General features: G+C 43.7%; 22 protein-coding genes and 1 pseudogene. 6 read left to right on the forward strand and 17 right to left on the reverse strand.

Translation table 11 applies throughout. From position 1 onward, the window contains the following. Positions 1-14: 14 nt before the first annotated feature. Positions 15-143, reverse strand: coding sequence for a hypothetical protein (locus AACT52_RS39325; RefSeq protein ID WP_272937070.1), 129 nt, complete (start codon positions 141-143; stop codon positions 15-17). Positions 144-222: 79 nt separating this feature from the next. Here AACT52_RS39325 and AACT52_RS39330 point away from each other — a divergent pair, with 79 nt between their 5' ends. After that, on the forward strand, positions 223-891 hold the full coding sequence (locus tag AACT52_RS39330) for a hypothetical protein (RefSeq protein WP_073628789.1): 669 nt from the start codon (positions 223-225) through the stop codon (positions 889-891). Between the two features lies 1 nt (position 892). Beyond that, a complete protein-coding gene (locus tag AACT52_RS39335) occupies positions 893-1,111 on the forward strand; it encodes a hypothetical protein (protein WP_073628791.1) in 219 nt (72 codons plus the stop codon). 790 nt (positions 1,112-1,901) lie between these two features. Here the strand turns inward: AACT52_RS39335 and AACT52_RS39340 are convergent. From AACT52_RS39340 to AACT52_RS39355, 4 genes are all read right to left on the reverse strand, one after another. After that, positions 1,902-3,884, reverse strand: coding sequence for an NB-ARC domain-containing protein (locus AACT52_RS39340; protein WP_233153828.1), 1,983 nt, complete (start codon positions 3,882-3,884; stop codon positions 1,902-1,904). A gap of 15 nt (positions 3,885-3,899) precedes the next feature. Next, the gene (locus AACT52_RS39345; protein WP_073628797.1) at positions 3,900-4,658 is read right to left on the reverse strand and encodes a CHAT domain-containing protein; all 759 of its coding nucleotides are present in this window, start codon (positions 4,656-4,658) and stop codon (positions 3,900-3,902) included. 413 nt (positions 4,659-5,071) lie between these two features. Next, entirely contained in the window at positions 5,072-5,872 is an 801-nt protein-coding gene (locus tag AACT52_RS39350; RefSeq protein WP_083630107.1) for a baseplate J/gp47 family protein, read from the reverse strand. A gap of 208 nt (positions 5,873-6,080) precedes the next feature. Further along, on the reverse strand, positions 6,081-6,476 hold the full coding sequence (locus tag AACT52_RS39355; RefSeq protein ID WP_073628801.1) for a hypothetical protein: 396 nt from the start codon (positions 6,474-6,476) through the stop codon (positions 6,081-6,083). Positions 6,477-6,543: 67 nt separating this feature from the next. On the opposite strand from AACT52_RS39355, the gene AACT52_RS39360 reads away from it, so the two are divergent. The 3 genes from AACT52_RS39360 (at position 6,544) to AACT52_RS39370 (ending at position 9,125) form a co-directional block, all read left to right on the forward strand. Then, entirely contained in the window at positions 6,544-7,221 is a 678-nt protein-coding gene (locus AACT52_RS39360; protein WP_073628803.1) for a response regulator transcription factor, read from the forward strand. Beyond that, complete coding sequence (locus AACT52_RS39365) at positions 7,218-8,528, forward strand: sensor histidine kinase (protein WP_073628805.1); 1,311 nt, start codon at positions 7,218-7,220, stop codon at positions 8,526-8,528. Before AACT52_RS39360 ends, AACT52_RS39365 begins: the two co-directional genes overlap by 4 nt. Before the next feature lie 255 nt (positions 8,529-8,783). Then, positions 8,784-9,125 (forward strand): hypothetical protein, encoded by a 342-nt coding sequence (locus AACT52_RS39370; RefSeq protein WP_073628807.1) that lies wholly within the window; start codon positions 8,784-8,786, stop codon positions 9,123-9,125. A 123-nt stretch (positions 9,126-9,248) separates the two neighbouring features. Here AACT52_RS39370 and AACT52_RS39375 read toward each other — a convergent pair whose 3' ends face one another. The 6 genes from AACT52_RS39375 to AACT52_RS39400 form a co-directional block, all read right to left on the reverse strand. Next, positions 9,249-10,061, reverse strand: coding sequence for a phosphate ABC transporter ATP-binding protein (locus tag AACT52_RS39375; protein ID WP_073628809.1), 813 nt, complete (start codon positions 10,059-10,061; stop codon positions 9,249-9,251). After that, positions 10,058-10,912, reverse strand: a complete 855-nt coding sequence (gene pstA, locus AACT52_RS39380; protein WP_073628811.1) for a phosphate ABC transporter permease PstA — start codon at positions 10,910-10,912, stop codon at positions 10,058-10,060. Before pstA ends, AACT52_RS39375 begins: the two co-directional genes overlap by 4 nt. Continuing rightward, a complete protein-coding gene (pstC, locus tag AACT52_RS39385; protein WP_083630121.1) occupies positions 10,905-11,759 on the reverse strand; it encodes a phosphate ABC transporter permease subunit PstC in 855 nt (284 codons plus the stop codon). Before pstC ends, pstA begins: the two co-directional genes overlap by 8 nt. Further along, positions 11,740-12,597 carry a phosphate ABC transporter substrate-binding protein gene (locus AACT52_RS39390; RefSeq protein ID WP_083630109.1) on the reverse strand — a complete coding sequence of 286 codons (858 nt, stop codon included), beginning with the start codon at positions 12,595-12,597 and terminating at the stop codon, positions 11,740-11,742. The genes pstC and AACT52_RS39390 overlap by 20 nt, the downstream gene beginning before the upstream one ends. Before the next feature lie 16 nt (positions 12,598-12,613). Further along, positions 12,614-12,922, reverse strand: coding sequence for an ArsR/SmtB family transcription factor (locus AACT52_RS39395; protein ID WP_073628815.1), 309 nt, complete (start codon positions 12,920-12,922; stop codon positions 12,614-12,616). Positions 12,923-13,375: 453 nt separating this feature from the next. Then, a complete protein-coding gene (locus tag AACT52_RS39400) occupies positions 13,376-13,927 on the reverse strand; it encodes a pyridoxamine 5'-phosphate oxidase family protein (protein WP_073628817.1) in 552 nt (183 codons plus the stop codon). Positions 13,928-14,034: 107 nt separating this feature from the next. On the opposite strand from AACT52_RS39400, the pseudogene AACT52_RS39405 reads away from it, so the two are divergent. Continuing rightward, a pseudogene (locus AACT52_RS39405) lies at positions 14,035-14,182 on the forward strand (GntR family transcriptional regulator); the annotation flags it as partial. Positions 14,183-14,326: 144 nt separating this feature from the next. On the opposite strand, the gene AACT52_RS39410 reads toward AACT52_RS39405, so the two are convergent. From AACT52_RS39410 to AACT52_RS39435, 6 genes are all read right to left on the reverse strand, one after another. Beyond that, complete coding sequence (locus AACT52_RS39410; RefSeq protein ID WP_073628818.1) at positions 14,327-15,040, reverse strand: MBL fold metallo-hydrolase; 714 nt, start codon at positions 15,038-15,040, stop codon at positions 14,327-14,329. Positions 15,041-15,116: 76 nt separating this feature from the next. Then, positions 15,117-16,583 (reverse strand): FAD/NAD(P)-binding protein, encoded by a 1,467-nt coding sequence (locus tag AACT52_RS39415; protein ID WP_073628820.1) that lies wholly within the window; start codon positions 16,581-16,583, stop codon positions 15,117-15,119. Positions 16,584-17,022: 439 nt separating this feature from the next. Beyond that, positions 17,023-18,717: a beta-carotene ketolase CrtO gene (gene crtO, locus AACT52_RS39420; protein WP_073628822.1), complete on the reverse strand. Its 1,695-nt coding sequence runs from the start codon at positions 18,715-18,717 to the stop codon at positions 17,023-17,025. A gap of 179 nt (positions 18,718-18,896) precedes the next feature. Beyond that, positions 18,897-19,646 (reverse strand): LmeA family phospholipid-binding protein, encoded by a 750-nt coding sequence (locus AACT52_RS39425; protein WP_073628824.1) that lies wholly within the window; start codon positions 19,644-19,646, stop codon positions 18,897-18,899. A gap of 227 nt (positions 19,647-19,873) precedes the next feature. Continuing rightward, on the reverse strand, positions 19,874-21,223 hold the full coding sequence (locus AACT52_RS39430; RefSeq protein ID WP_073628826.1) for a cytochrome P450: 1,350 nt from the start codon (positions 21,221-21,223) through the stop codon (positions 19,874-19,876). 175 nt (positions 21,224-21,398) lie between these two features. Then, positions 21,399-22,769 (reverse strand): cytochrome P450, encoded by a 1,371-nt coding sequence (locus AACT52_RS39435; RefSeq protein WP_073628951.1) that lies wholly within the window; start codon positions 22,767-22,769, stop codon positions 21,399-21,401. Positions 22,770-22,865: the final 96 nt, after the last annotated feature.

Consider the following 22,865-nt stretch of genomic DNA (forward strand, 5'->3'; position numbering starts at 1 on the left):
GGGTTGGTCGAGTACTAAGTACACGAAAATGAATCTTCTACTGCTGGGGCTTGGCGATCGCGTCGCATTGGTTGGAGGTTTTTGGCTGGAGTTGTTGCAGGTGATATTTTTAATGTACGCGCCAAGATGAGCGGTGGTGGCATAGATGCTTATGGTAATTCTATTTCACCTGGTGGCAATACCGGACAAAGCAATTATTTTGTGATGTGGAGAATCGCTTAAATGGTAGATATTGTCAACTTGGGGCAGGTCGCTCAAGACTCAGATATTTTAAGAGCAGCTTGGATTAATGCCGCTTCCCGCAAGCTTGCAGACTTGGAACAAAGTTTAGCAGTTGCTAACGAAAAATTGGGAACACTACAAAGTCAGTTAAGCCAAGCTTTTCAAGTCACTCGTAGTGCTGGACTCACTGCTAATGTGGCGGCTGGTACTATTAAAATTGGGGGAATTGTTGCTAGTATCGCAGCACTTTCAATAACTTGTCCTGACAACTCCACAAGCTACGTTTATATTGATAACAATGCTCAAGTACTTGTTGCTACGACACGTCCATCAGGAGGTTATGAGGTAGCGCGTGTTGTCACGGACGGAGGTCAAATCACTGAAATTCAAAACTATCCTCTTTTTGAAGTGCGTTCACCAGCAATTAATACTGATAACTTTGCAACAATTGAATATGCAAATAGCCGCGCTTGGCAAAGAATTGCGCTTGTTCGGAAAACACAAGACTTTCCTATTCCTGCAAGAGACACCTATTACCGCATTCCATTTGAAGCATTAGAGGGGAACGGATTTAATACATCTGGACTTTTTACAACACAAGTAGCAGGTGACGCCTGTTTTTCATGCACAAATCCGTGTCACTACGACTGCAACACAAACGAGTCCTGATATGTCAGCAAAATTATCTTTGTTTACTGCTGGGCAAGAATACGCCATTTTAGGACAAACCGAAAGCGCCAGAGGTGATTTAACAATCAACGCTTCTAACGCTCGTCCTTTGATCATGACGGCAGGGCAAACAGCAGATTTAAGGATTTACCTTACCAGAGGTGTTCAAACTAGTGTTAGATCTGATTACTCTTTAGTTCAAGTCTGGAAGTTACCTTAGTGTTACCTATTCGACGTTGACTCCTACCTGCCCTATCAAATCTTTGTATTGAGTTAGAGTGTCATCAAAGCTCGCTTTGTATGATTGCCAGTTGTACAGTGATTAATTAGATGTCGTCGTGACAAATTGTTGTCATTAAAAAAATCTCAATGAGTAATGAATACTTTCAGCCACCCGTTCCATCTTTTGGCTCTTATGTAGAATGTTATCGCTAACTAAAGATGTTGTTCTCTAACCCCACCACCGTGACACATCTTGAATGGCAGAAGCTATATCTTTCACTGCTTGTTCATCACCTAAAGTAAATATAACAGGAGTTAATGCGTTTATATCATTGAGTAAGTTTGGGCGAGTGTGAACAGATAAGATGTGAAGGGTCTCTCGCCAGTGATCAAAAAGTGGAGTTTTTTGTATTTGTGAAAGTTTATCAGCCAAACTACTTAGGGCATCGGCGCAAGAAGACTCAGATTGAATCTCCCTAGCAGCAGCCACTGCCTCACTTAACAATTCAGGTGGCAGTTTATCAGCCAAACTACTTAGGGCATTGGCGCGATAAGACTCATCTTGAATCTGCCTAGCAGCAGCCAGTGCCTCACTTAACAATTCTGGCAGTTTATCAGCCAATCTACTTAGGGCATTGGCGCGATGAGACTCAGATTGAATCTCCCTAGCAGCAGCCACTGCCTCACTTAACAATTCTGGCAGTCTATCAGCCAAACTACTTAGGGCATTGGCGCGAGAAGACTCATCTTGAATCTGCCTAGCAGCAGCCAGTGCCTCACTTAACAATTCAGGNCTCACTTAACAATTCTGGCAGTTTATCAGCCAAACTACTTAGGGCATTGGCGCGATAAGACTCATGTTGAATCTCCCTAGCAGCAGCCAGTGCCTCACTTAACAATTCAGGTGGCAGTTTATCAGCCAAACTACTTAGGGCATTGGCGCGACTATACTCATCTTGAATCTCCCTAGCAGCAGCCAGTGCTTCACTTAACAATTCTGGCAGTTTATCAGCCAAATTACTTAGGACATAGGCGCGATAAGACTCATACTGAATCTCCCTAGCAGCAGCCAGTGCTTTCTTTAGTCCAAATTCTTTTAGGTTTGGTGGCAAATGATTGGCTAGTTGTGTAAGCAAGTTTGCTTTCTGTGCTGGATTCGAGCTTTGTAGCACGTAAGCGAGTCCTTGGTCAGGAGTCCATACATTTTTTTGAACTAACGCAATCAGCAGTTCTACTGGTAAATTAGCTGCCAGACTATTAAGGGATGCAATAATCAAAGCATAGCGACACTGCAACCCAATAACTTGAGGCAGGGTTGTTTCAGTCCAGTTTGCTTCTGCCAATTGCCAAGCACGAGCAACATCAGTTACAAAGTTGGCAGTTTGTCCTAAGCGATCGCAGGCTTCATACCAACCATTACCTCCTGTTTTTGACTCTTCCCGCAATAATTCGTGAATCTCTTCTACCTTTTCAGCTTTTTCTAAATGCCAGACTAGATGCTGATGGATATAACCGTCATTAGGAAGAGTATGCCAGAGGTTTTTATTGGTTAAATTCCGGTACTTGTCCAATAATGTGGCGTGGGCAGCAGGTAGAGTTATACCTAATCCTGGTAGATTGCCGCGCTTCGGTTTTGGTTCTGCTGTTAACAAATTACGTGCAAGATCATGAAATAAGTCATGTAAACGGTAGGTTGGAGTTCCATCTGCCAAAGGAACTCCAACTAATAACAGCGCTTTACTGTGCAAGCCGCGTAACTCATCTACAGCATCCCTGTCATCATCCATATCCCACAGCGTTGCAGTAAAAGCCTGAGTAATGTTTACATCCTCCGGCAATATTCCCAGCCAAATGAAGTTTTCTCGTGTTTCGTCTGACAATTTCTTTATGCTCAAATTTAACGATGCTTTTAAGCTGAGACGTTTTAAAGAAACTTCATCAGTAGCATCTCTGGCTCCAGGTCTGTCAAATGTTTTCAACCGGGCAATTTCTTGTTGAATATCTTGTAACAGAACTGCCCAAGATACATGGCTTTCAACTTGAGCTGCTGCCAATTCTAATGCGAGAGGAAGATACCCAAGTTCTTTGGCTAAATCGGACGCTGACTGATGTTCTGCTTCTTTGAGCGGGCGTCCTAATTTATTAGTTAACAGTTTCATCGCCTGCTCTGGTGTCATCACATTCAGAGAATAAGTGCTGGCTTCTAATACATCAGCGATCGCCGCGTCGCGGGTTGTTACCAAAACATGACAACGCGCTCCACCAACATTAAATGCTTGTGCATCCTGTGTATTCCAAGCATCGTCTACTACTAGCAGCACAGCTTTGTCATACAGCAGTGTACGCAGTTGATTGGAAGCAGCTTCGACGCTAGTGACATTTAAGCTGTCACCTCCCAATTCTTGTACCCAGCCACTCAGCAGAGGTAGAAGATTAGGCTGCTGACCTAATGTTGCCCAGAGAATGCCGTCACAAAAATGAGTTCGTACTTCTTTGTCATGTGCCAAAGCAGCAGCTAAGGTTGATTTGCCGATAGAACCTAAGCCGTGAATGGCAGTCACAACCAAAGTACGCTCATCTGAAGACTTTGTAAGCAAACGTTTTTTTAAGTCTTGACTATATTCGGGACGGTCTACATAGTAAGGTGGCAGGGGTGGAGCTTGAAAGGGAATAAGCTTATCTTTTGTAGAATGAGTGTTAAAGTTGAGTACCCCTACTGACCCAATCTCCCCAATTTGAACAGCATTATTACCAGCTCTTTGATCCATCATTATCTTTTTGATTCACTAAAAATTGATTGTTCCTGCTGACCCAATCTCCCCAATTTGTTTAGCATTATCTCCTGCTTGTTGGTGGATGTTTTTGGGTTGTGAAGTCTTGGGTTTATTTGAAGTCTCTGTTGATGAATCTTCTATTGCAGAGGCATTGGATAGCTGTGAAGATTTCTCCAATACAGACTTCCATGCAGTATTGATTTTGAGAACAGGGGTAAGATGTTCTGGAATACCTTCAGCTTGAATTGCATAGCAACCAAACTTATAAGCGTTTTCTACAGACCTTCCACCACCCAAAGCATCATAAAAGCCAATGGAAAATTTGATCGCGGCTTTATCCCCAATAGCTTTGTTCATGCCAATTACATAGCCAACGTGCTGAACAATCGCGCTCGCTTGCACTTGTGAAAAACAGGCATTAAGTACAACGCACTCAATTTCACCAGCAAATAACTCGAACAAATTCGCCAAAGCTTCTGTACTGGCTACTTTAGTATTGCCAAGTTCGTCTTCAAATACTAATCCATCTTCCCCAGTACCATGACCGCAAAAGTGAACAATTTGGGGTTCAGTATCTAATAAAGCTCGATGCAGGTCATCAATTCGTACTGCTCCTTGCTTTTCTAGTTGGAACTTGTCACGATGCCGAGAACGTCGTAAACCTTGATCAATTTCACGCGTTTCCACATCCAAGCGTAGTTTTGCTTGGTCTACAGGGCTGGCTGCCAAAATTAAGATTTTTTGTGGCTGAGTAGTTTGTCTGTTAATCATTTTCCACCTTTGATGGATGTATTAAACCTTACCAAATTGCAGGTGATAGATACTACTTCAAAACTAAATTTAATGATTACGGAAAAATTCACCAGCCAAATCAGAAACAACTACACGTTTGGGCATTTTTGTGTAGCACAGCCTTACAACGGCTTATTTTCGTCAAGTTAATGCTCCCGATTTCAACCTATTTCAACGACAACCGCTGTTTTTCTCTAAATTAGATTAGAACCGTTAGCTTGACTACACTTTTACTCAACTTTTAACCAAATGTCGGTAAAACGATAAGAATCAGGGATACTGACGATAATGCTAACCTTTGTTGCGTTGAGTTTCGTCATTTATCTGCTCTGGATACCTTAGCTGCTCCCGAATTACCGATATTCTAAAAGACTAATGTAATTGCAGCAATCTTAATAGTTAAAACTAATAGATAGCCCCCTTCCACCATTAAGATTGACTGTGACTTTTAACATTCCTAAAACACCTACTGTCCAAAGATGCGGTATAGGTTGAGGCATAGCAAAACCATTAAGCTTAACATCAATCACCCCTAAAACAACCCCAGGAATTGCTTGTATTCGCGCTTCTAAAGCTTTAGGATAAACACTCTCACCTGCTGGTAACTTGCCAGGAAAAAGAAAGTCTCTGACGTTTTGTTGAATAGATAAAGCGATCGCATCAGGTAACACGCCTGATTGAATGCCAACAACCACATCAACATTAACCGTAAAAGTTTCAATTGTCCAAACGGTGATAGTTGCCATTGCAGCTTTACGGTTAAGCTCATCACTCAGTGCAGAGAGTTGTCCAGTACTTAAAGCGCTACCGTCTGCATTGAGTCCAAATACTCCTACATACCCATTTTGATAAGTAATCTTATCTGGCTTTAATCTTCCAATTGCCAGCGCTGTAGAACCAACTCCTAAAAAATCAACTACTGCTGCCTCAAAATCATCCTCACTGATAAGGGTTTCGCGGCGACGAAGCAGTCCATAAATACGTTGCTGAAACTCGGCTTCTGTTTCTGCGTCTTGCCCATTTCTGGTTGGTTCGGTGAGAGCGATCGCACCCAATCTCCTAATACTGGGAAATGACACCGGAGTCAGTTGTGAAACATTTCCGCGTGCTCCTGGAGTAAGAGATATTATTGCTACAGTTCCATAGTCAGTATAAGCGGGAATCCCCAAATCAGCAGTTGTCTCAACGAGAATGTTGGGTTTCGTTCCTCAACCCAACCTACGCATGCATTACTGTTTTAGCTCTAACTGAACCGTATTGGAATAAAGTCAATAATTAACAGAATTCTTGAGTTGCTGACTTTATTCTCAATAAGCTCAGAAACTTTTAGAAGCTACGATTTTTCAAAACCTTTTCTAGACAAGTCTTTCAGAGTTTCTAGTTCGTCGAACTCACGTTAAGTTAGTTCTCGATTCGATAACGTATTAACTGCTTAATTGCTGTTATCGGTAATCCTAAAGTTTGAGCGATCGCTGCATCGATTTGAGCATATTCAGTCACTGGAAATTCAAATTCCATCTGCTTTAAAACCGAATCAGCAGTGTAAACCTTTACTTCAGTCAACTTCTCTCTTCGCTCAATTAGGGCTTCAATAGACATGACAGCAAGCGAAACAGAAAAATGAATTTGATGTTTTGAGTCGGCGTGTAATTGTGCGGTTGTGTCATAGGTATAGCTCAAGACTTGATGCGTTAGCAAACCCGTGCTCAACCAAAAAAACAGCCCTATCAAGGGTATTGGCAGCCAGAACTCTAGTCCTAACTTAATCAGAAATTGCAGCCAACGGGGTCGAGTCATAAGACAAAGAAAGCTTAATGATTAAATCATGATAGAAAAATAAAGAGAAAGTACAGCGACATGGCGAATGAAAATCTTACTTGTGGAGGATGATGTCACTCAGTTACAGCCACTACGGGGTTCGCTTTCTAAAGTCGGACATATTGTGGATGGGGTTGAAGATGGTGAAATAGCCCAGTGGTTAATGACACAGAGAGACTATGACTTGTTGATTTTAGATTGGATGCTGCCCAAGGTCAGTGGTATTAGTCTGTGTCAACAGTATCGCCAAGCTGGAAAAACGTCTCCGGTACTGATTCTCACTGCTAAGGATGCGATTTTGGATAAAGTGTCTGCTCTGGATGTTGGTGCAGATGACTATCTAGTTAAACCCTTTAGTTTGCTCGAACTGTTGGCACGAGTGCGAGCATTGGGACGCAGAGCTCCACTGTGGCAAGGTGACACGCTAGAGTTAGCCGATCTACAGCTCGATCTCAATACTTTAACGCTACAGCGCCAGGAACTGACAGTCCAGTTGTCGGGTCGAGAGTTTCAATTGCTGGAATATTTTCTACGACATCCCCGACAGGTTCTTACTCATGACCAAATCGAACAGGCACTTTGGGAATGGAATACACAGCCAGATAGCAAAGCGATAACGATGTTAGTGCATCGACTGCGGCAGCGGCTACAGACGGTGGGAGCAGAAGATTGGCTACAGACTGTTTATGGTATGGGATATCGATTGGTTGCTCCTGAGTCATGAAATTGCTCGTTCCTACCTTATTCAGCCGCAGTCGCCGTAACCTAGCTCGCTGGTTTACCCTTTCGATGGGGAGTATTCTGGTTATCTTTGCAGCAATACTTTACTTTTTAGAAGCCAAAGACCAATTGCGGGCGTTTGACCAAGAACTTTACAATACAAGTCGGCTGATGGCGGCGGGTGTTGAAGATGGACTTTACCAAGAACAGCAGCGCATTAGTCTCGAAGATGTCCCCATTTTGGGTGGTGAAGCTTTGCCCTTTGACAACGCAATTGTTTATGCCCGGTGGTATACTCCAAAAAAGCAACTACTAGAGTTTTTTGGTGTCACTCCATCAGAGTGGTTGAAGAATAAACCAGGGTTTCAAACGATTGAGTTAAGCCAGAGCGTTTCCACCACTGTTCCTCCAAATGAACGGCTGCGTCAATTAACACTTCCTGTTTTCCAGAATGGACAATTAATCGGTTATCTGGAGATAGCCGCTTCTTTAGCGCCTGTTGAGGAAACGTTATGGTCGCTGAGACTGTTTTTGATAGTAGGCGTACCCATTGCTCTGAGCGCAATTGGTTTGACGGGTTGGTTCCTTGGGGGAATGGCAATGCAGCCAATTCGCCAATCCTACGAGCAATTACAGCGGTTCACAGCTGATGCTTCCCACGAGCTACGGACGCCCTTGACAGCAATTCGGAACAATGCTCAGTTTGGCTTGCTTGAACCAATTGATCCTTGTCAACAGCAGAGTTCCCTGGAAAACATCGACCAGATTGCTGAATCAATGGGAATGTTGGTGAGCGATTTGTTATTCTTAGCTCGACATGAAGGGCAGTTAAAACTGGAGGCACTCAATCTCATCAATTTGGTTAGCTGGCTCCAGCCATTAGTAGAGGAATACACTTACCAAGCAAAGACAAAAAACTTACAATTCACGAGCGAATTTCCTGAACAATGGGTGATGTTGAGAATAAATCCAGATTTGATGCGGCAAGCAGTCACAAATCTTCTCAGTAATGCCTGCCGCTACACACCGTCTGGAGGTAGGGTTCGCTTACGAGTTTTCCTTGAGTCTCGTTGGGTGGTTATTGAAGTACAGGATAGCGGTATTGGAATTCCAGAGGCAGATTTACCCCATATCTTTGAGCGGTTTTATCGAGTTGATAGTGTGCGATCGCGCTCTTCTGGAGGCTTCGGGTTAGGACTGGCGATCGCACAGCAGATTGTCCAGGCACATGGAGGACAAATTATAGCGACAAGCCGTTTGGGTGAAGGTTCCACCTTCCAAATCCAGCTACCCTTCACGTCTAAGCTCTAATTATAGCCCTTCTTGGTTGAGTGCAATACATCAAGTTAGGAGAACCACAGATGGACACAGATGGACACAGATAAATAATTACTTCATCCAAACGAGAAGCGCTATAAAACTGGGACTGCAAACTGGACAAGAAGGATTTTCATTGGTGATCAGAGAAATTCCCTGACTTAAAACCTTGTTGTTACTTTCTTGTTACTTTTATCCGGCAATCTAAAAATAGGCGTCAGTTACACATCAGATTGGAGGTCTTAACGAATGAAATTCAATCTTCTACCTAGCATCGTCCTAATTGGCTTGGCTGCCTTGATAATTCCCTTTCAGGTAGGAGCCCAGAAAGCGCAAACTCAAATTGAGAATTTGCCAAACGCTCGTGTTATGACTATCTCCGGTAAAGTTACTAAGCTGTTAGATGATAAGTTCATTCTTGACAATGGTAAGGGACAAGTCATCGTTGAGGCAGAACCTCATCGGGGACAACCTGTTAGTCTTTCCGTAGGAGAACAAGTCACCGTAGTTGGCAACTATGACGATCAGGAGTTCAATGCTTTGAGTATTACTCGTGGCAACGGTGAGACTATTCAAATTCATGATGATTAAATTTAGCAAGTTCCGCAAGAAGCCTCTCACTCAGACGTTCGCGTAGCGTGTCGTTAGCCATAGGGGAGTGATCAGAAGAATTGCGGAACTTGCTAACAACTGTGTACCCATTACTCTTTGCAATCAACCCCTTGCACCCGTCACATAAGCAGCTGTTAGGGGATGTTGGGAGTACTCAAAAATTTGCTTCACCGAACCCGACTCAATCAGCTGCCCAACACCCTCCTGCACCCAAAACAAAGCAACTTGATCTGCGATGCGCTTGGCTTGAGCCAAGTTATGCGTAACAACTATCAGGGTATAGCGCTGACGCAAACTAGTGATTAAATCTTCGACAATCCCACTCGAAATGGGATCGAGGGCACTACAAGGTTCATCTAATAACAAAACTTGTGGTTGCAAACCCAAAGCTCTAGCTATGCACAAACGCTGCTGCTGTCCACCAGAAAGTGCCAAAGCGGAGGTATGCAGTCGGTCTTTGACTTCATCCCACAGTCCCACATCCTGTAAGCTTGTCTCTACAATCTCATCAATTTGCTCCCGCTTGCGGATACCATGTTCTCGCAGTGGTAATTCCAAATTCTTCCAAATTGATAAAGGAAAAGGATTCGGCTTTTGAAAAATCATGCCGACTTTACGCCGCAGTGCGATCGCATTGATTTTCGTATTCAGCACTTCTAAAGTTCCAATCCGAATTGCGCCTTTGACTCGACACTGTGGAATCATATCCGTCAAGCGATTCAGACAACTGAGGAAGCTAGTTTTCCCACAACCGGAAGGACCAACCAATGCCAAAATTTCCCCCGCATTGACGTCCAAATTGACATTAGCAAACGCGGTTTTTTGCCCGTATTCTAGGGTTAAGTTCTCCGTTTGAATGAACGGTTCAGTCATTTCAGTGGCGACATTCGTCTGTATAGACTCGGTCGGTTTCATACCGAAAAAATTCTCCTGTGCAACCAACGTTCTGCAATCCATGCTGCTGTACCATTAATCAACAGCAGTAGCAACAGCAAGACTAATGCTGAGGCGTAGGCATTAGCATCTCCCCCAGAGATGTTCATTGATAAATCAAAAATATGAATGGAAAGAGCACGCCCAGAATCTAGCAGTGATTCTGGCATTCTATCTACGTAACCACTGGTAAAAATTAAAGCCGCAGTTTCTGCGATCGCTCGACCAATACCAAGCACCAATCCCACAACTAAACCAGGGACAGCAGCGGGTAACAAGAGTTGAAATAGAGTTGTTGTGCGGGAGAAGCCAAGGGCTGCGGCTCCCAATCTATACTCATTTGGAACAGCGCGAAATCCTTCTTCTGTGGAGCGAATCAAGATTGGTAGCACCATACACGCCAAAGTCAATCCTCCCGACAGGATAGAAAACCCCAGTCCTAAAACTTTGCAAAAGAAGACGTTGCCAAATAATCCAAAAACGATAGAGGGTACGCCTGCCAATACATCTAAACTGCGCCGCACTAACCCACCAAACCAACTATCTGTTGGGGTGAATTCTGCCAGCATAACTGCCGTCCCAACACCTATAGGAATGGAAACTGCCATACACACTCCCATAATTAGGAAGGTGGAAACGAGAATGCTCGCAATTCCCCCTTCTCTACCAGCGTTTTGCGGTTCAGTCGTAAGAAATTCCCAGGACAAGTGTCCTATGCCATGCCAAAGGATATCACTAAGTATCCACAGGAAAATACCAGTCACCAAAGCAGCAGTTGTCCAAACAATGATTGTTGGCAGCCAATCTTTAGGATTTACAACAGGTTCACCCATAAATTTTCCCCTGACTGATAACTTCGGCAATCGCAACCAACAGCACAATCATTCCCATCAACACCAAACCACTAACAAACAGTGCAGAACGATGATCCCCCGTGGCATAAGCCATTTCTAGGGCAATATTAGCCGTTAGCGTGCGGATGGGGTCAAATAGACTTTTTGGAGTCTGTACCACATTACCGCATACCATGAGAATTGCCATTGTTTCGCCAATAGCGCGACCTGTTTCGAGAATCATACCTGTAAATAATCCTGATTTGGCAGCAGGAAACACGACTCTGCGGATAGTTGCCCAACGGGATAATCCTAAGGCTGCTGCTCCTCGAAGGTAAGAGGTTGGGACTTTCGCGAGACTAGCATCGGCAACAAGCGCAATTGTCGGCAGTATCATCACTGTCAGAATAGCAATGCCAGCCAATAAGCTTGGTCCTGGTGGATGTATCTTTCCAATAAGGGGAACTAGCACCACCAATCCCCAGAACCCATAGACGACAGAAGGAATTCCCGCTAGCAATTCAATTAAGCGGCGGTAGAGCCCAGCCACTGCCCTTGGGGCGTAGAATTGGCAAAAAACAGCGGATAAAATCCCGATAGGTGTAGCGATTAGCACGGAGCCAACCATTGCCAAGAGTGTACCCAACAACATGGGTAAGAGATTATATAGCCCTGCGGTTGGGTTCCAGGAGGAGTCGGTAAAAAAGCGTGTAAGTCCCACATGGTTGAGGACTGGTAACGACTCTAAGATGAGAAAGACGACAATTAAGAGTGCGATCGCCCCTGCTATAACCGCCAAAGCTCTAAGTATCCAAATTAACCATAAGTCATTTGGAGACGACGACAAAGTTTTGCTTTTTAACAATGTCACTGACCTGCTGTGATTGCGCGAAGTTAATAAATTCTTTTGCCAGTCCTTGGGGTTCGGTTTTGGTGACCAAGTTAAGTGGGCGGGCAATAGGAAAAGTGCCATTTTGCACATTAGCTGTTGTCGCTGCTACACCGCCTACAGGCAGCAGCTTGATGGATTCTCCATTCGCCATACTATTTTCTGCCGATCCAATTGAGACATAACCAATTGCATTAGGGTTTCCTGCGACAGTCTTAATTCCCTGCTCGTTATCACCAATGACCACTTGTGCTTTGATGTCGGTGTTTTTTAGTTTGAAGTAGTGGGTAAACAATTCCAGAGTGGAACGCCCTTCGGCTTTGTTCACAACCGTAATCGCCCCATCCTTACCACCCACCTGCTTCCAGTTCGTCACCTTGCCTGTGTAAATATCTACAACCTGCTTGTCATTGAGAGATGGTACTGGATTGTCTTTGTGGAGAATCACCGTCACCCCATCACGGGCGATAGAAAATGCTTTTAAATCCTTTTCTTCCGGCTTTAAAGCACGGGAAACCATGCCAAGATCAGCCACACCTTGGCGAGCATCAGAAATACCGCGAGAAGACCCCCCTGATTGCACATCAACTCGCACACCAGGATGCCCAGATTCAAACCGCTTACCAATTTCTGCTGCTAACGGTGCCACTGTACTAGAACCAGTGAGGACGAGTTTTCCCTGAGAATTCTTTGTATTATTATTTGCAGATTTGTTTGCTGAAGAGCAGCCTTGCAACCAAAAGCAAGTCGCCAATCCAATAGCTAGGGGAACTAGAACTTGTGAACGTTTGATCATTGATTTCGCAACCCTGTTAGAGCTTTTTGTAAAAAGAGAGGACACAACAGCCAAGGTTCAAAGCCTTGTCTGCGGTGACTTCTACCTCTGGAGCAAGACTGTAGAGAACTGCTTTCCCATCACGCTTTGCAACGACAAACTTTGTCCGACGCAGAACTTGCAAATGATGGGAGAGCAAGCTTTGTTCCAAACCCAAAATTGCGTTCATCTGTCCCACATACCTGGGACTGTCGATTAACAGTTCTAATACTGCCAGACGGGTTTCATCTGCCAGTACCTTGAGCTTTTCTACGCAGTCAACTGACGAATTTGTGCTGCTTTTCATTTGCTTGAATGCAATAGGCTTTTGTTATTTCCAACGTGACGCAAGCGGCGCTTCTGGACAGTTCGAGAGTGAAGTTTGACAATAGCGATCGCCTCCGGCAATGGCAAACAAATAACCATTCATATGAAATTTAATTCATGTGTAGTGTCAAACATACCACACTTAGGAATTTTATTTAATCTTTTTTTAACCAATGCTTAATGTCTGCAACTGCTAAGGATGGCAAAAAACTAAAGACACTAACCGGAATATGAGGTCAAAAATAGTTTATGCTTGTGTGTGCTTGAGTGAGCGCTTCGGAACACACGAGTGGAGATCGGTTTGCTGGTACTACCTCTGTATCGCATTAGTAGAGTGGGCTTCACTCAAACCTAGAAATCACCTAAGGCTATCACATACAACTACCTTTGCGCCAAAATCAGCCAATAAGAGAGCCAAAACTTATCAATAGCCTCATGACTTACTCAATGGAGTTGCTAAACCATCAATGCTGACCAGATTTTTTTGCTGATGATATTCTTTAAGTCCGGCTTCACCTTTTTTCAAAGCCCATTTGACTAAAGTCTCCCTCTGTCCTTTATATTCATAAAGTGGTACGCCAAAACCACAGGAGGTTTGCACTGTTTCAATATCCGCTACAATAATTTGACGCGCTCCGGGAATCTCTGGAAACAAGGGATACAGAGTTTCCCATTCTGGCGAACTGGGAATAACTGTGTATCCTTTACCGTAGAGACGGAGAATACTTGGGGGTTCAGCAAAAGCGCAAAACATAAAAGTAATTCGCCCATTTTCTTGCAGATGGGCTGAGGTTTCGTTACCACTACCTGTCACGTCCAAGTAACCTACACGATGGGGAGAAAGAACGCGAAAACCTCCTAGACCTTTAGGAGAAAGGTTAACATGACCAGTGGGACTTAAGGGTGCAGAACCTACAAAGAAAAGGTGTTGAGCTTCAATAAATTCTTGCAGTTCTTCAGTGATGGATTCAAAAAGTTTAGCCATAGATTGAATAGTTCCTGTTGATAAATGCCCGATGTTCTCAGCCTATTTCTTCTGTGATAATGTAGCAAGGTTTGTAGAGGAAGGGAATGGGGAATGGGGAATAGGCAATAGGCAATAGGCAGGAACTGCGGCGGGCGATACTCAAAAGGCTCTTTAGCGCCAGGACAAAAATTGCCTTCGACGCGATCGCTTGCTCAATCTCTCAGTATTTCCCGCGCTACCATTACCCAAAGCTACGAACAATTACTGTTAGAGCCTGCTCCCGGCAGTCTTTGTTTGTATAGCCATACTCTTCATTTAAATCCCCTGCTTTCAAGCATGGGGATTAACTGATAACTGATAATTGATAACTGTTAACGCCGTATTCTTTGGGCTTTGATTTAGTTGGTCAATCTGCTGTTACGGAATGTGTTTGTTGAAAGTAGACAAGACACGACCACAATTTTGATTAGCAGGAACCGCTTCCACCATCTTTTTAGGAAAGGCTAACTTGAGATTCCCCATCAATTCAATAAAGCTATTACGCTCATGTTTAGCAAATCTCGGGTTGCAACGTTTTTCTTCGCCAATTGTTGAAACAGTACAACCTTGATAGTCATGACCTGGATAGACCAGAGTTTCATCGGGTAGAGTAAATAGCCGCTGTGTCACTGAGTCATATAAAGTACCAGCATCCCCGCTTTGAAAATCAGTCCTTCCACAACCTCGGATAAACAAGGCATCACCCGTGAGAACACGTTCAGAGTTGACGAGATAGGCTAAGTGAGCATTCGTATGACCAGGAGTGGCGATCGCCTCAATCACAACTGACCCCAACTGCAAGATTTCTCCATCTGTAATATAGCGGTCTGCACAAGGCACTTCTGCCCCAAAGGGAACGACTGTCTCACACCCAGTTGCATCTCGCAGCTTACCTGTACTGGTAACGTGGTCAGCATGGACGTGAGTTTCTAGGCAATAACGTAAAGTAAGTTCTAATTGTTGAAGAATCTGACAATCCCGCTCAAATTGTTCTAAAACCGGATCAACAAGGACAGCAGTCTTCGTTTTGATATCGGCAATGAGGTAAGTATAGGTACTTGATTCCTTATCAAATAACTGGCGAAATAGCATACGACTCTTTATCCTTAACTTTTTAAGGTAGACAGTGCAAAAGACTTTCAAAGCCAAACTTGCCCTAAACATCGGGTTACCTGACAAGCTTGCTATTCGATTGATTGATAACTGTTCTCAAGAGCGAACTGTCTGGTGCATTGGGTCGAGACAATAACTCCTGTGCCAACAGCATTGCTTGCTCTCGAATCTCCGGGACTGCGATCGTCTCCAAAAGGTCGCCTTGACGTGTGGGACCGAGTGTGTATAAAAACTTTGAAGCTACATCATTTGCGTCCAACAGCCCTCCATTGGCATCTGTCTTGAGTCCCATTTTTAAGACATGACAACAAACAAGACCCTTAGACAGCAAGCTCTTGACTAACGGATGTGCCAACTTTTCATAGTTGGAGGCAGGACCAGTACAGTTAATGACGCGGTTCACCCGTAATACAAGGTCTTCTGTGGTGTGGCGCTTGCGAACGGTGACATCGACACCACGCTCATCCTCGTGGTAAGCCTGGATGCGACCTGCCTGTATGACGAGTTGACCGCAAGAAAGTAGTTTGTTTACGACCTCTGCTATCTCTGGTGCAATTCGATGACGATGGATATCCCAGTAAGCTCGAACGTGACGTAAGAAGCGCTGTTTTTCGCCGAGAGGAAGAGTTTGCCACAAGCTTTGAGTGACTGGGCGCAGACAGTTAATGACAGCCCGCCAGTCTAGACCACAAGCAGCTGCCGATTCTACTTCTTGGCGGACGAGGTGCATCAACGCTTGAGCTGTTTTGGGAGCTTGGTCGATAGCAACAAAGGGAGCTATGGAAGGAATTGTTTTGTGAGCAAGAGGTAATAATCCATGTCGCGAGACAGTGTAAATCTTGCCTTTATGACCTTGTCGGAATAGGGTGAGAGTTAAATCTACCATCGTCAGCCCTGAACCAATCAGCAAAACTGAGTCGTCGGAGTCGAGGTCTGTCAACGCCTCAGCAGAATATGCATTGGCTTTATAGCGGCTGCTTTTGTAGAAAGAACGGTCTTGAATGGGTGGATCGGCTGGGGAAAAATTGCCTAAAGCTAGAACAATTCGGTCTGCCTGTATAGTTTGACCGTTGCTTAAGGACACGGTTGCACCTACATTTCCCGGCTCAATGCCAACAGCTTCATCAGTGATTCGTTCTAAACGCACATAATCGGGCGCAGTAGTTTCTGCTTCATCCAAGATAGCCTGAACATAGCCACCATAAATCTTACGAGGAACGAAAGAGTTTGCCGTAACTTCAGAGGTGACAAAACCTCCTATTGTGTCGTTTTGCCTTTGAACCCAACGCAGAAAGTGGTCAGGGTTATTGGGAAAAGCACTGATTTGTCCAGCAGGAACATTGAGAAGATGATAAGGAGAATAAGTGCCGTAGGCTACTCCTCGTCCTAATAAAGAATTGCGCTCAATTAACTTGATATTGAGAGGAAAAGTTGCTGCTTGTAACAAATGAGCAGCGACCATCGAACCGCTGAAGCCACCACCAATAATAGCAATAGTTGTAGAAGGATTTTCTTTACCCATAAAACCTACTTACCTCTCGATTATGGTTAATTAAAAATAGAAATGCATCTGCCCAGTGTCTTGAAGCACGGGCACATCTCAATTTTATATTAATAAAATAATCTCCAAGTTTAAATTGAGAAATTACGGATTAAATATCTTGAAAATTTGACAAATTAAATACTCATAAATTCATCGGAATTGTTAGGAATTAAATCCCCATAAGTTTATCGGAATTATTATAAATAAAACCCCGAAAACTTTATCGGAATACTTAAAAATGAGGTTAAAGCATTATAGCTATTTGCATTTTGCATTTAAATGGATTAGGATTTTGAGCTTTGCGTACAAGTGAGGAGGAGAAAATACAACCCCCTCTCTGCTTAGCGGAGAGGGGGTGGGCGGGTGAGGTTCCTGTTGTTTAGTTTTTCCTTAAGTCAGTGATATTCAACGCTAATGATTAATTAATCTTAAATACCGACTCAACTGTTGACTTAATCGAATCCCGTGCATCCTTAAGTGTCTGTGCTATGGGGTGTTTATTCTGCAAAAAGACTCGCGCACAGTTGCGTCCTGGCATTCCGGAAATCGAACCGCCTGGATGAGTTCCCGCACCTGTGAGGAACAAATTCTCAATTGGGGTTTTGTAGTTCGCTATCTCTGGTAGGGGACGGAAAAACACCATCTGATCCAGGGTCATGTCAATATGGTAGTAATTTCCTTTGTACGCGCCCAATCTTTCTCCCAGTTCCGCCGGACTTTCCACGCGACGGGCGATAAGTGCGTTTTTCACATTTGGCGCGTAGTCTGCTAATTTATCAACCACCCTGTCTGCAACTTTATTTTTCAGTTCATCCGTCCAACCTGTACCCTTCAAACCCGTGCCTTCTGCACCTGCAATTTGATACGGGGCGAAAAACTCAATCCACACGGTATGCTTGTCTGGTGGTGCCATTGATGGATCTAACATTGTCGGCACAACCACATACATCGAGGGGTCAGAATCTGGAATCTCTCCTAAGGTACATTTACTATGTGCTTGTTCAACATGAGCAATAGAATCTGCAATCAAAACAGACCCAATGAGATATTCATCCTTGTGTTCGTGATGTTCAAAGCGCGGCGGTTCGTTTAAAGCCAAGTCAATCTTGAGAATGGTTTCGTTGTTGTTGACGATGCGGCGTTCTAATCTTTCTCGCAAATTTGCATCGGCTGCATCGACATCACTATCATCAATCAATTGCAAAAACACCCGTTTGGCATCAATGTTTGAGATGACTCCATCTTTTGCGCGATATTCTGTACCATTTGCCACCCGCACACCAACCGCACGACCATTATCAATTAAAACTTTCTCTACATGCTGATCCGTTAGGATAACGCCGCCTTTACTCGTCACTAAGTTTACCAAGGCTTGTACTAATGCACCAGTACCGCCACGCGGTCTTGCCATCCCTGGGTCATGACGCATCGCCATCATAATTGCACCAATGGCAATGGTTTTTTGCGAGGGAGGCGCACCCAGTTCTGCTGCAAGTCTTGCCAAAGGCGCTTTGAGAAATTCTGAATCAAACCACTCGTTAAGAATATCCTCAGCGCTGGTCAACATGTTGCGAATAAAGTCCAGCGTCTTGTTAGGAGAACCAATGACGGAAAATAAATCTTTCAGCTTTGCGATGTCGTAGTTGCCAAGAATATCTAAAACTGACTTTGGCGGCGCGTTAAACATGGGAATCATTGCACCTATTGCCCGTTGCCAGTAGTCTGTATATTCTGCGTATTTTTTAGCATCCCGTTCACTATAACGGGCAATTTCTGCACAAGTTTTTTCTAACGACTTATGACCTAAAAAATACTTCCCGTCAGGGTGAGGACAGAAAACAACTGGATCGCACTCCAAATATTCTAAGCCGTACTTTTCGAGTTCTAATTCTTGTACGACTGGTCCTAAGTGAATAAACTCGTGGTCAATGGCACACAAGTTAAACTTAAATCCAGGAGCTTCTTTTGGCAAACATTCCTCTGTTGTAGCTGCACCACCAGGAACAGAACGCTTTTCTAGGAGTAAGACGCTATAGCCAGCTTTCAGCAAATAAGCAGCACAAACTAGCCCATTGTGTCCTGCTCCAATAATTACAACATCATACGTTTGCATAGTTTAAGTTTCGGGAAGTACATATACTCCCGATTTTAGAAAGATGTTGACAGCTTTACATCATTCGGCAGTCAGAAAAATTAACCTTTAGGTAGGATTTTTTGATGATGTTACTTTTCATAACAGATAATTGCTAATGGACTGGTTAGTGGTTAGCGAGATTTTTTAACAACTTACAACTAAAAATTACCTTCCATCGTAGGTATTTGTGTGACACGAGCATCTACCAAAAGTGTCATACTATTCTTTTGCACTTCCATATTTTTGACACGAAATACTACATCATCAAACTCCAAATATGGTAAGTTGACAAGTTCTTTTACCTTTTGCATTAAGGCAACAACGACTTCAAGTGAAATGCCTTCTCCTTGAGTACAGTTGAAGCTTTCTAGCATTATGGGTTTGTGTTCAGTTCGTGGAAAAACCTGTGCTGTAAAACTTATCGGGCGAGTATTTCCTTTTTCTGTTAACAAAACCTTTCCCGTAAATGCCATCTTACCATTATCTATTAGGTGAATTTGTATCTCTTGTGGCTGTAAACCGACAATTTCACCATCTACATTCAACTCAAAGTTTGGCATCTTGCTACGAACAAACTCTGAGGTCAAGGCATGGTTAATATCTGCTTCTGTAAGTACAACACGAGCACTGGTATTGACTGGCTGGTTCAGTTCTATTTGACCAAAAAGAACACTCAATGGATTAATGGCAACGCTATCTGTTTGCAGTTTTATGTCCTGCACGCGGATACCTCGCATCACCAGTCCGCGACCTGCAACGGAAACCCCATCAGCTTGTCCCTGAAACATTTTCAGTAGGTCGGTTTGTACATCTACGTCTATTTTTTCAGCTCCATCTAGCTGTTTAGATATCTGCCTTTCGGCTTCCTGCGAAAGCATGTGCTCCTCTAGCCGATGCTCTTCTGGCATAAGTTCATTATCTCCTCGCGTCCTTTTACTGCTTAATTTTGACGCTGAAAACTGAGGAGAGTATCTACATCAAGATATAAAAGAAGGAAGATATCAAAAATCCTGTGATTGGATAATAAACGAACCCACACGAAGCAACAAAGAACATAGAGGAAGAAGACGAGAATACTATCTGTGTTAATCTGTGTGCATCTGTGGTTCCTTAATCTTTATATCTTGAGCAATAGCTACAAATACACAAAATTATTCGCCTTCTTCATCTCTTTAGTAACAACCATCCGCACACCCCCAGAAGGAACAATCGTAATGCCACGACGTACTGGACGCACTGGACGATTATCAACAAGCTCTAGTTGAAAATGTAATAAAATACTTGCTACTACTAATTTCAGTTCATACATAGAAAATGCTGCACCGATACAACCACGATAACCTCCACCAAAAGGCAAATATTCATAAGGTGAAAATTTTTGGTTGAGAAACCTTTCTGGTTTAAACTTTTCTGGTTCAGGGTAAGTTTCTGCACGTCGATGCGCTAAATGAATGCTGGGAACTAAAACTGTCCCCGATGTAAATTTCTGACCCGCAATTTCTACTGTATCTTTTACCATTCGCGGCGTACAAATTAGAGCAATGGGGTGAATTCGCAGTGTTTCCTGACAGACAGCGCCTAGATATGGTAATTGAGTAATAGTTTCAGGATTGGGTGTATCTCCCAAAGTATTCAATTCCTGCATCAGCTTATCTTTTACCAAAGGGTGGGAGTGAATTAAATAAAACACCCACGCCAAGACTGCTGCTGTTGTTTCATACCCCAAAAGCAACAGAGAAACTAATTGGTCGCGTAACTCTTTATTTGTCATCTGCTCTTCGTTTTCGTCACGCGCTGACATCAACAAAGTTAGAATATCTGTACGCGAAGCATCATTGGACAAACGCCGTTCATCAATCTCTGCATAAATCAGTTTGTCGATTTCCTCTCGCCTTTTAAGGTAGTTTCCCCAAGGACTCCATGCACCTAAATCTTTTTGTAAAGGCGGAAAGAAAAACAAGGTAGAATACCCAGGTTTAGTGACATCTTCTAATAAAGAACTCAGCAGTTCTTTTAATTTTTGGTAACGCACACCGGGACTCATACCAAACACCACTTGCAAAATAATTTGCAAAGTGATGTCTGGCATGACTTGCTGCATAGAAATAGTCGTACCTTGCGTCCAAATTCGCGTGACTTCTTCAGTGATTTGGCAAATGGCTTGACCGTAATCCTTCATGCGATCGCCATGAAAAGGCGGCATCAATAACTGCCGTTGGCGATTGTGCGATCGCCCTTCTTGCAATACAATCGAATTTGAGCCAAACAAAGGCTCAAACACATGAGTTGCCTTTTTAAAATCCAACTCTTTCGCTGGAACCGCAAAACACTCAGCGATCGCTTCCGGACTGCTAAAAAAGACCACTGGCGGCGAATTTAACCCCAAAACCCGCACCGTAAACAAGTCACCGTACTTAACAGCGGACTCTTCTAAAAATTTTGTCGGATTAACAATCAATTGCAGTGTTTGTATTAACGGCAGCATGATAAAAAATAAAAGTTTCTTCTACTTGGCGTCCTTTGCGTCTAGCCTGCGACACCAATTTTGCCGTAGGCGGTTCGTTAAATGTTTTACTCAAAATTCTATAGGGTGAGCAATGCCCACCCTACATTAAATTACACGCGTTGAAAACTATACCAAAATCTTATTTCTTAAAAACTCAACCAGAGACAGATGCCAAAGTTTGAGATTTTACTAAACGCTCATTTTTAACAACCATTTGGATAGGGCGTTCCGGTCCCGTCACCAAACCACGACGTTTTGGTCGCACATCACGGTTATCAACCAGCGCCAATTCCAACCGCGAAAGGATTTTCGCAAGTACCACTTTCATTTCAAATTGGGCAAACGCCATACCAATGCAGCGTCTTGCACCACCGCCAAAGGGTAAAAATTCATAAGGTGAAAATTGCCGTTCCAAAAAGCGTTCTGGCTTAAACTGCTTGGGTTCGGGGTATAAATCTTCACGCTGATGAGTGAGATAAATTGAGCCAAGCAAGACTGTACCTGGTTCAAATTCAAAACCAGATAGCGATACAGGTGTTCTTACCACTCGTGGAAAGGTCAGCATCCCAACTGGGTAAATCCGCAAGGTTTCGCAACAAACAGCATTTAAATAAGGTAATTTAAAAATGGCGCTCGGATCTGGGTTATCGCCCAAGGTATCGAGTTCCTCTAGCAGCTTTTGGCGCACTTCTGGCAGTTTGTGAATCCAGTACAATGCCCAAGCTAAAGCTGTTGCGGTGGTTTCGTGACCTGCGACTAACAGAGTCATCAACTCATCACGTAATTCCACATCCGTCATTGATTCTCCTGCTTCATCCGTAGCTGTGATCAGCAAGCTGAGAATGTCTGTGCGAGATGGATCTGGATGCTCTCGATGTTCCTGAATTTGGGCGTACAAAAGTTGATTAACTTGCTCGCGACGGCGCAGAAAGGTTCCCCAAGAAGTCAAAGGACCTAAATCTTGTTGTAGAGCCGGAAAATAAAGTATAACCACCTGCAAGGCAGATCGGTTTTCCAGCATCGCAACCAAAAGTTTCTCGAGTTCTTGGGCGCGTGAACCCTCATATAGCCCAAACACCGCTTGCATCATGACCCGCAGGGTGATGCCTTGCATCGCAGACCGAACATCGAAAGGTTTGTCTACCTGCCATTGGCTGATGATTTGCTCTGCGATATCGCCAATAACTTGTCCATAGGTTCGCATTCTGTCACCGTGAAAGGGAGGCAATAACAACTGCCGTTGACGCCGATGTGCCTCACCAGTTAGGGTCATTACAGAATGCTTCCCCAGCATTGGTTCAAACGGAGTATTCCAATCATTGGGAGCCTCAAATTCCTTGGTGTCGCTACTCAAAATCTGCTGCAACGCTTGGGGGTTACTAACGAAAACCACAGGACTATTTAACTGCAATGTGAAGATATCCCCATAGCGTTTGGCACAGGTTTCCATAAACGACATAGGGCTAACAATCCACTGAAGCATCTGTACCAGCCCTGGAGTTTGCGGACCATTTGGTAGTTTCATAGGCTCTTGTGCTAATTCTTTTTTGCCACTGCTACTCAATTTAAACAATTAAATTTCTTTTAATTGTCCGATTTCAACAATCATCACAAATTTTGA

Source organism: Scytonema sp. HK-05 (assembly GCF_963872035.1).
Classification (GTDB): Bacteria; Cyanobacteriota; Cyanobacteriia; order Cyanobacteriales; family Nostocaceae; genus Kalymmatonema.

Excerpts from the sequence above, each read along its gene's own strand:
- AACT52_RS39325 (WP_272937070.1), bottom strand. The coding sequence starts at position 143 with ATGCCACCACCGCTCATCTTGGCGCGTACATTAAAAATATCACCTGCA.
- AACT52_RS39330 (WP_073628789.1), top strand. The coding sequence starts at position 223 with ATGGTAGATATTGTCAACTTGGGGCAGGTCGCTCAAGACTCAGATATT.
- AACT52_RS39335 (WP_073628791.1), top strand. The coding sequence starts at position 893 with ATGTCAGCAAAATTATCTTTGTTTACTGCTGGGCAAGAATACGCCATT.
- AACT52_RS39345 (WP_073628797.1), bottom strand. The coding sequence starts at position 4,658 with ATGATTAACAGACAAACTACTCAGCCACAAAAAATCTTAATTTTGGCA.
- AACT52_RS39355 (WP_073628801.1), bottom strand. The coding sequence starts at position 6,476 with ATGACTCGACCCCGTTGGCTGCAATTTCTGATTAAGTTAGGACTAGAG.
- AACT52_RS39360 (WP_073628803.1), top strand. The coding sequence starts at position 6,544 with ATGAAAATCTTACTTGTGGAGGATGATGTCACTCAGTTACAGCCACTA.
- AACT52_RS39365 (WP_073628805.1), top strand. The coding sequence starts at position 7,218 with ATGAAATTGCTCGTTCCTACCTTATTCAGCCGCAGTCGCCGTAACCTA.
- AACT52_RS39370 (WP_073628807.1), top strand. The coding sequence starts at position 8,784 with ATGAAATTCAATCTTCTACCTAGCATCGTCCTAATTGGCTTGGCTGCC.
- AACT52_RS39375 (WP_073628809.1), bottom strand. The coding sequence starts at position 10,061 with ATGAAACCGACCGAGTCTATACAGACGAATGTCGCCACTGAAATGACT.
- pstA (WP_073628811.1), bottom strand. The coding sequence starts at position 10,912 with ATGGGTGAACCTGTTGTAAATCCTAAAGATTGGCTGCCAACAATCATT.
- AACT52_RS39390 (WP_083630109.1), bottom strand. The coding sequence starts at position 12,597 with ATGATCAAACGTTCACAAGTTCTAGTTCCCCTAGCTATTGGATTGGCG.
- AACT52_RS39395 (WP_073628815.1), bottom strand. The coding sequence starts at position 12,922 with ATGAAAAGCAGCACAAATTCGTCAGTTGACTGCGTAGAAAAGCTCAAG.
- AACT52_RS39400 (WP_073628817.1), bottom strand. The coding sequence starts at position 13,927 with ATGGCTAAACTTTTTGAATCCATCACTGAAGAACTGCAAGAATTTATT.
- AACT52_RS39410 (WP_073628818.1), bottom strand. The coding sequence starts at position 15,040 with ATGCTATTTCGCCAGTTATTTGATAAGGAATCAAGTACCTATACTTAC.
- AACT52_RS39415 (WP_073628820.1), bottom strand. The coding sequence starts at position 16,583 with ATGGGTAAAGAAAATCCTTCTACAACTATTGCTATTATTGGTGGTGGC.
- crtO (WP_073628822.1), bottom strand. The coding sequence starts at position 18,717 with ATGCAAACGTATGATGTTGTAATTATTGGAGCAGGACACAATGGGCTA.
- AACT52_RS39425 (WP_073628824.1), bottom strand. The coding sequence starts at position 19,646 with ATGCCAGAAGAGCATCGGCTAGAGGAGCACATGCTTTCGCAGGAAGCC.
- AACT52_RS39430 (WP_073628826.1), bottom strand. The coding sequence starts at position 21,223 with ATGCTGCCGTTAATACAAACACTGCAATTGATTGTTAATCCGACAAAA.
- AACT52_RS39435 (WP_073628951.1), bottom strand. The coding sequence starts at position 22,769 with ATGAAACTACCAAATGGTCCGCAAACTCCAGGGCTGGTACAGATGCTT.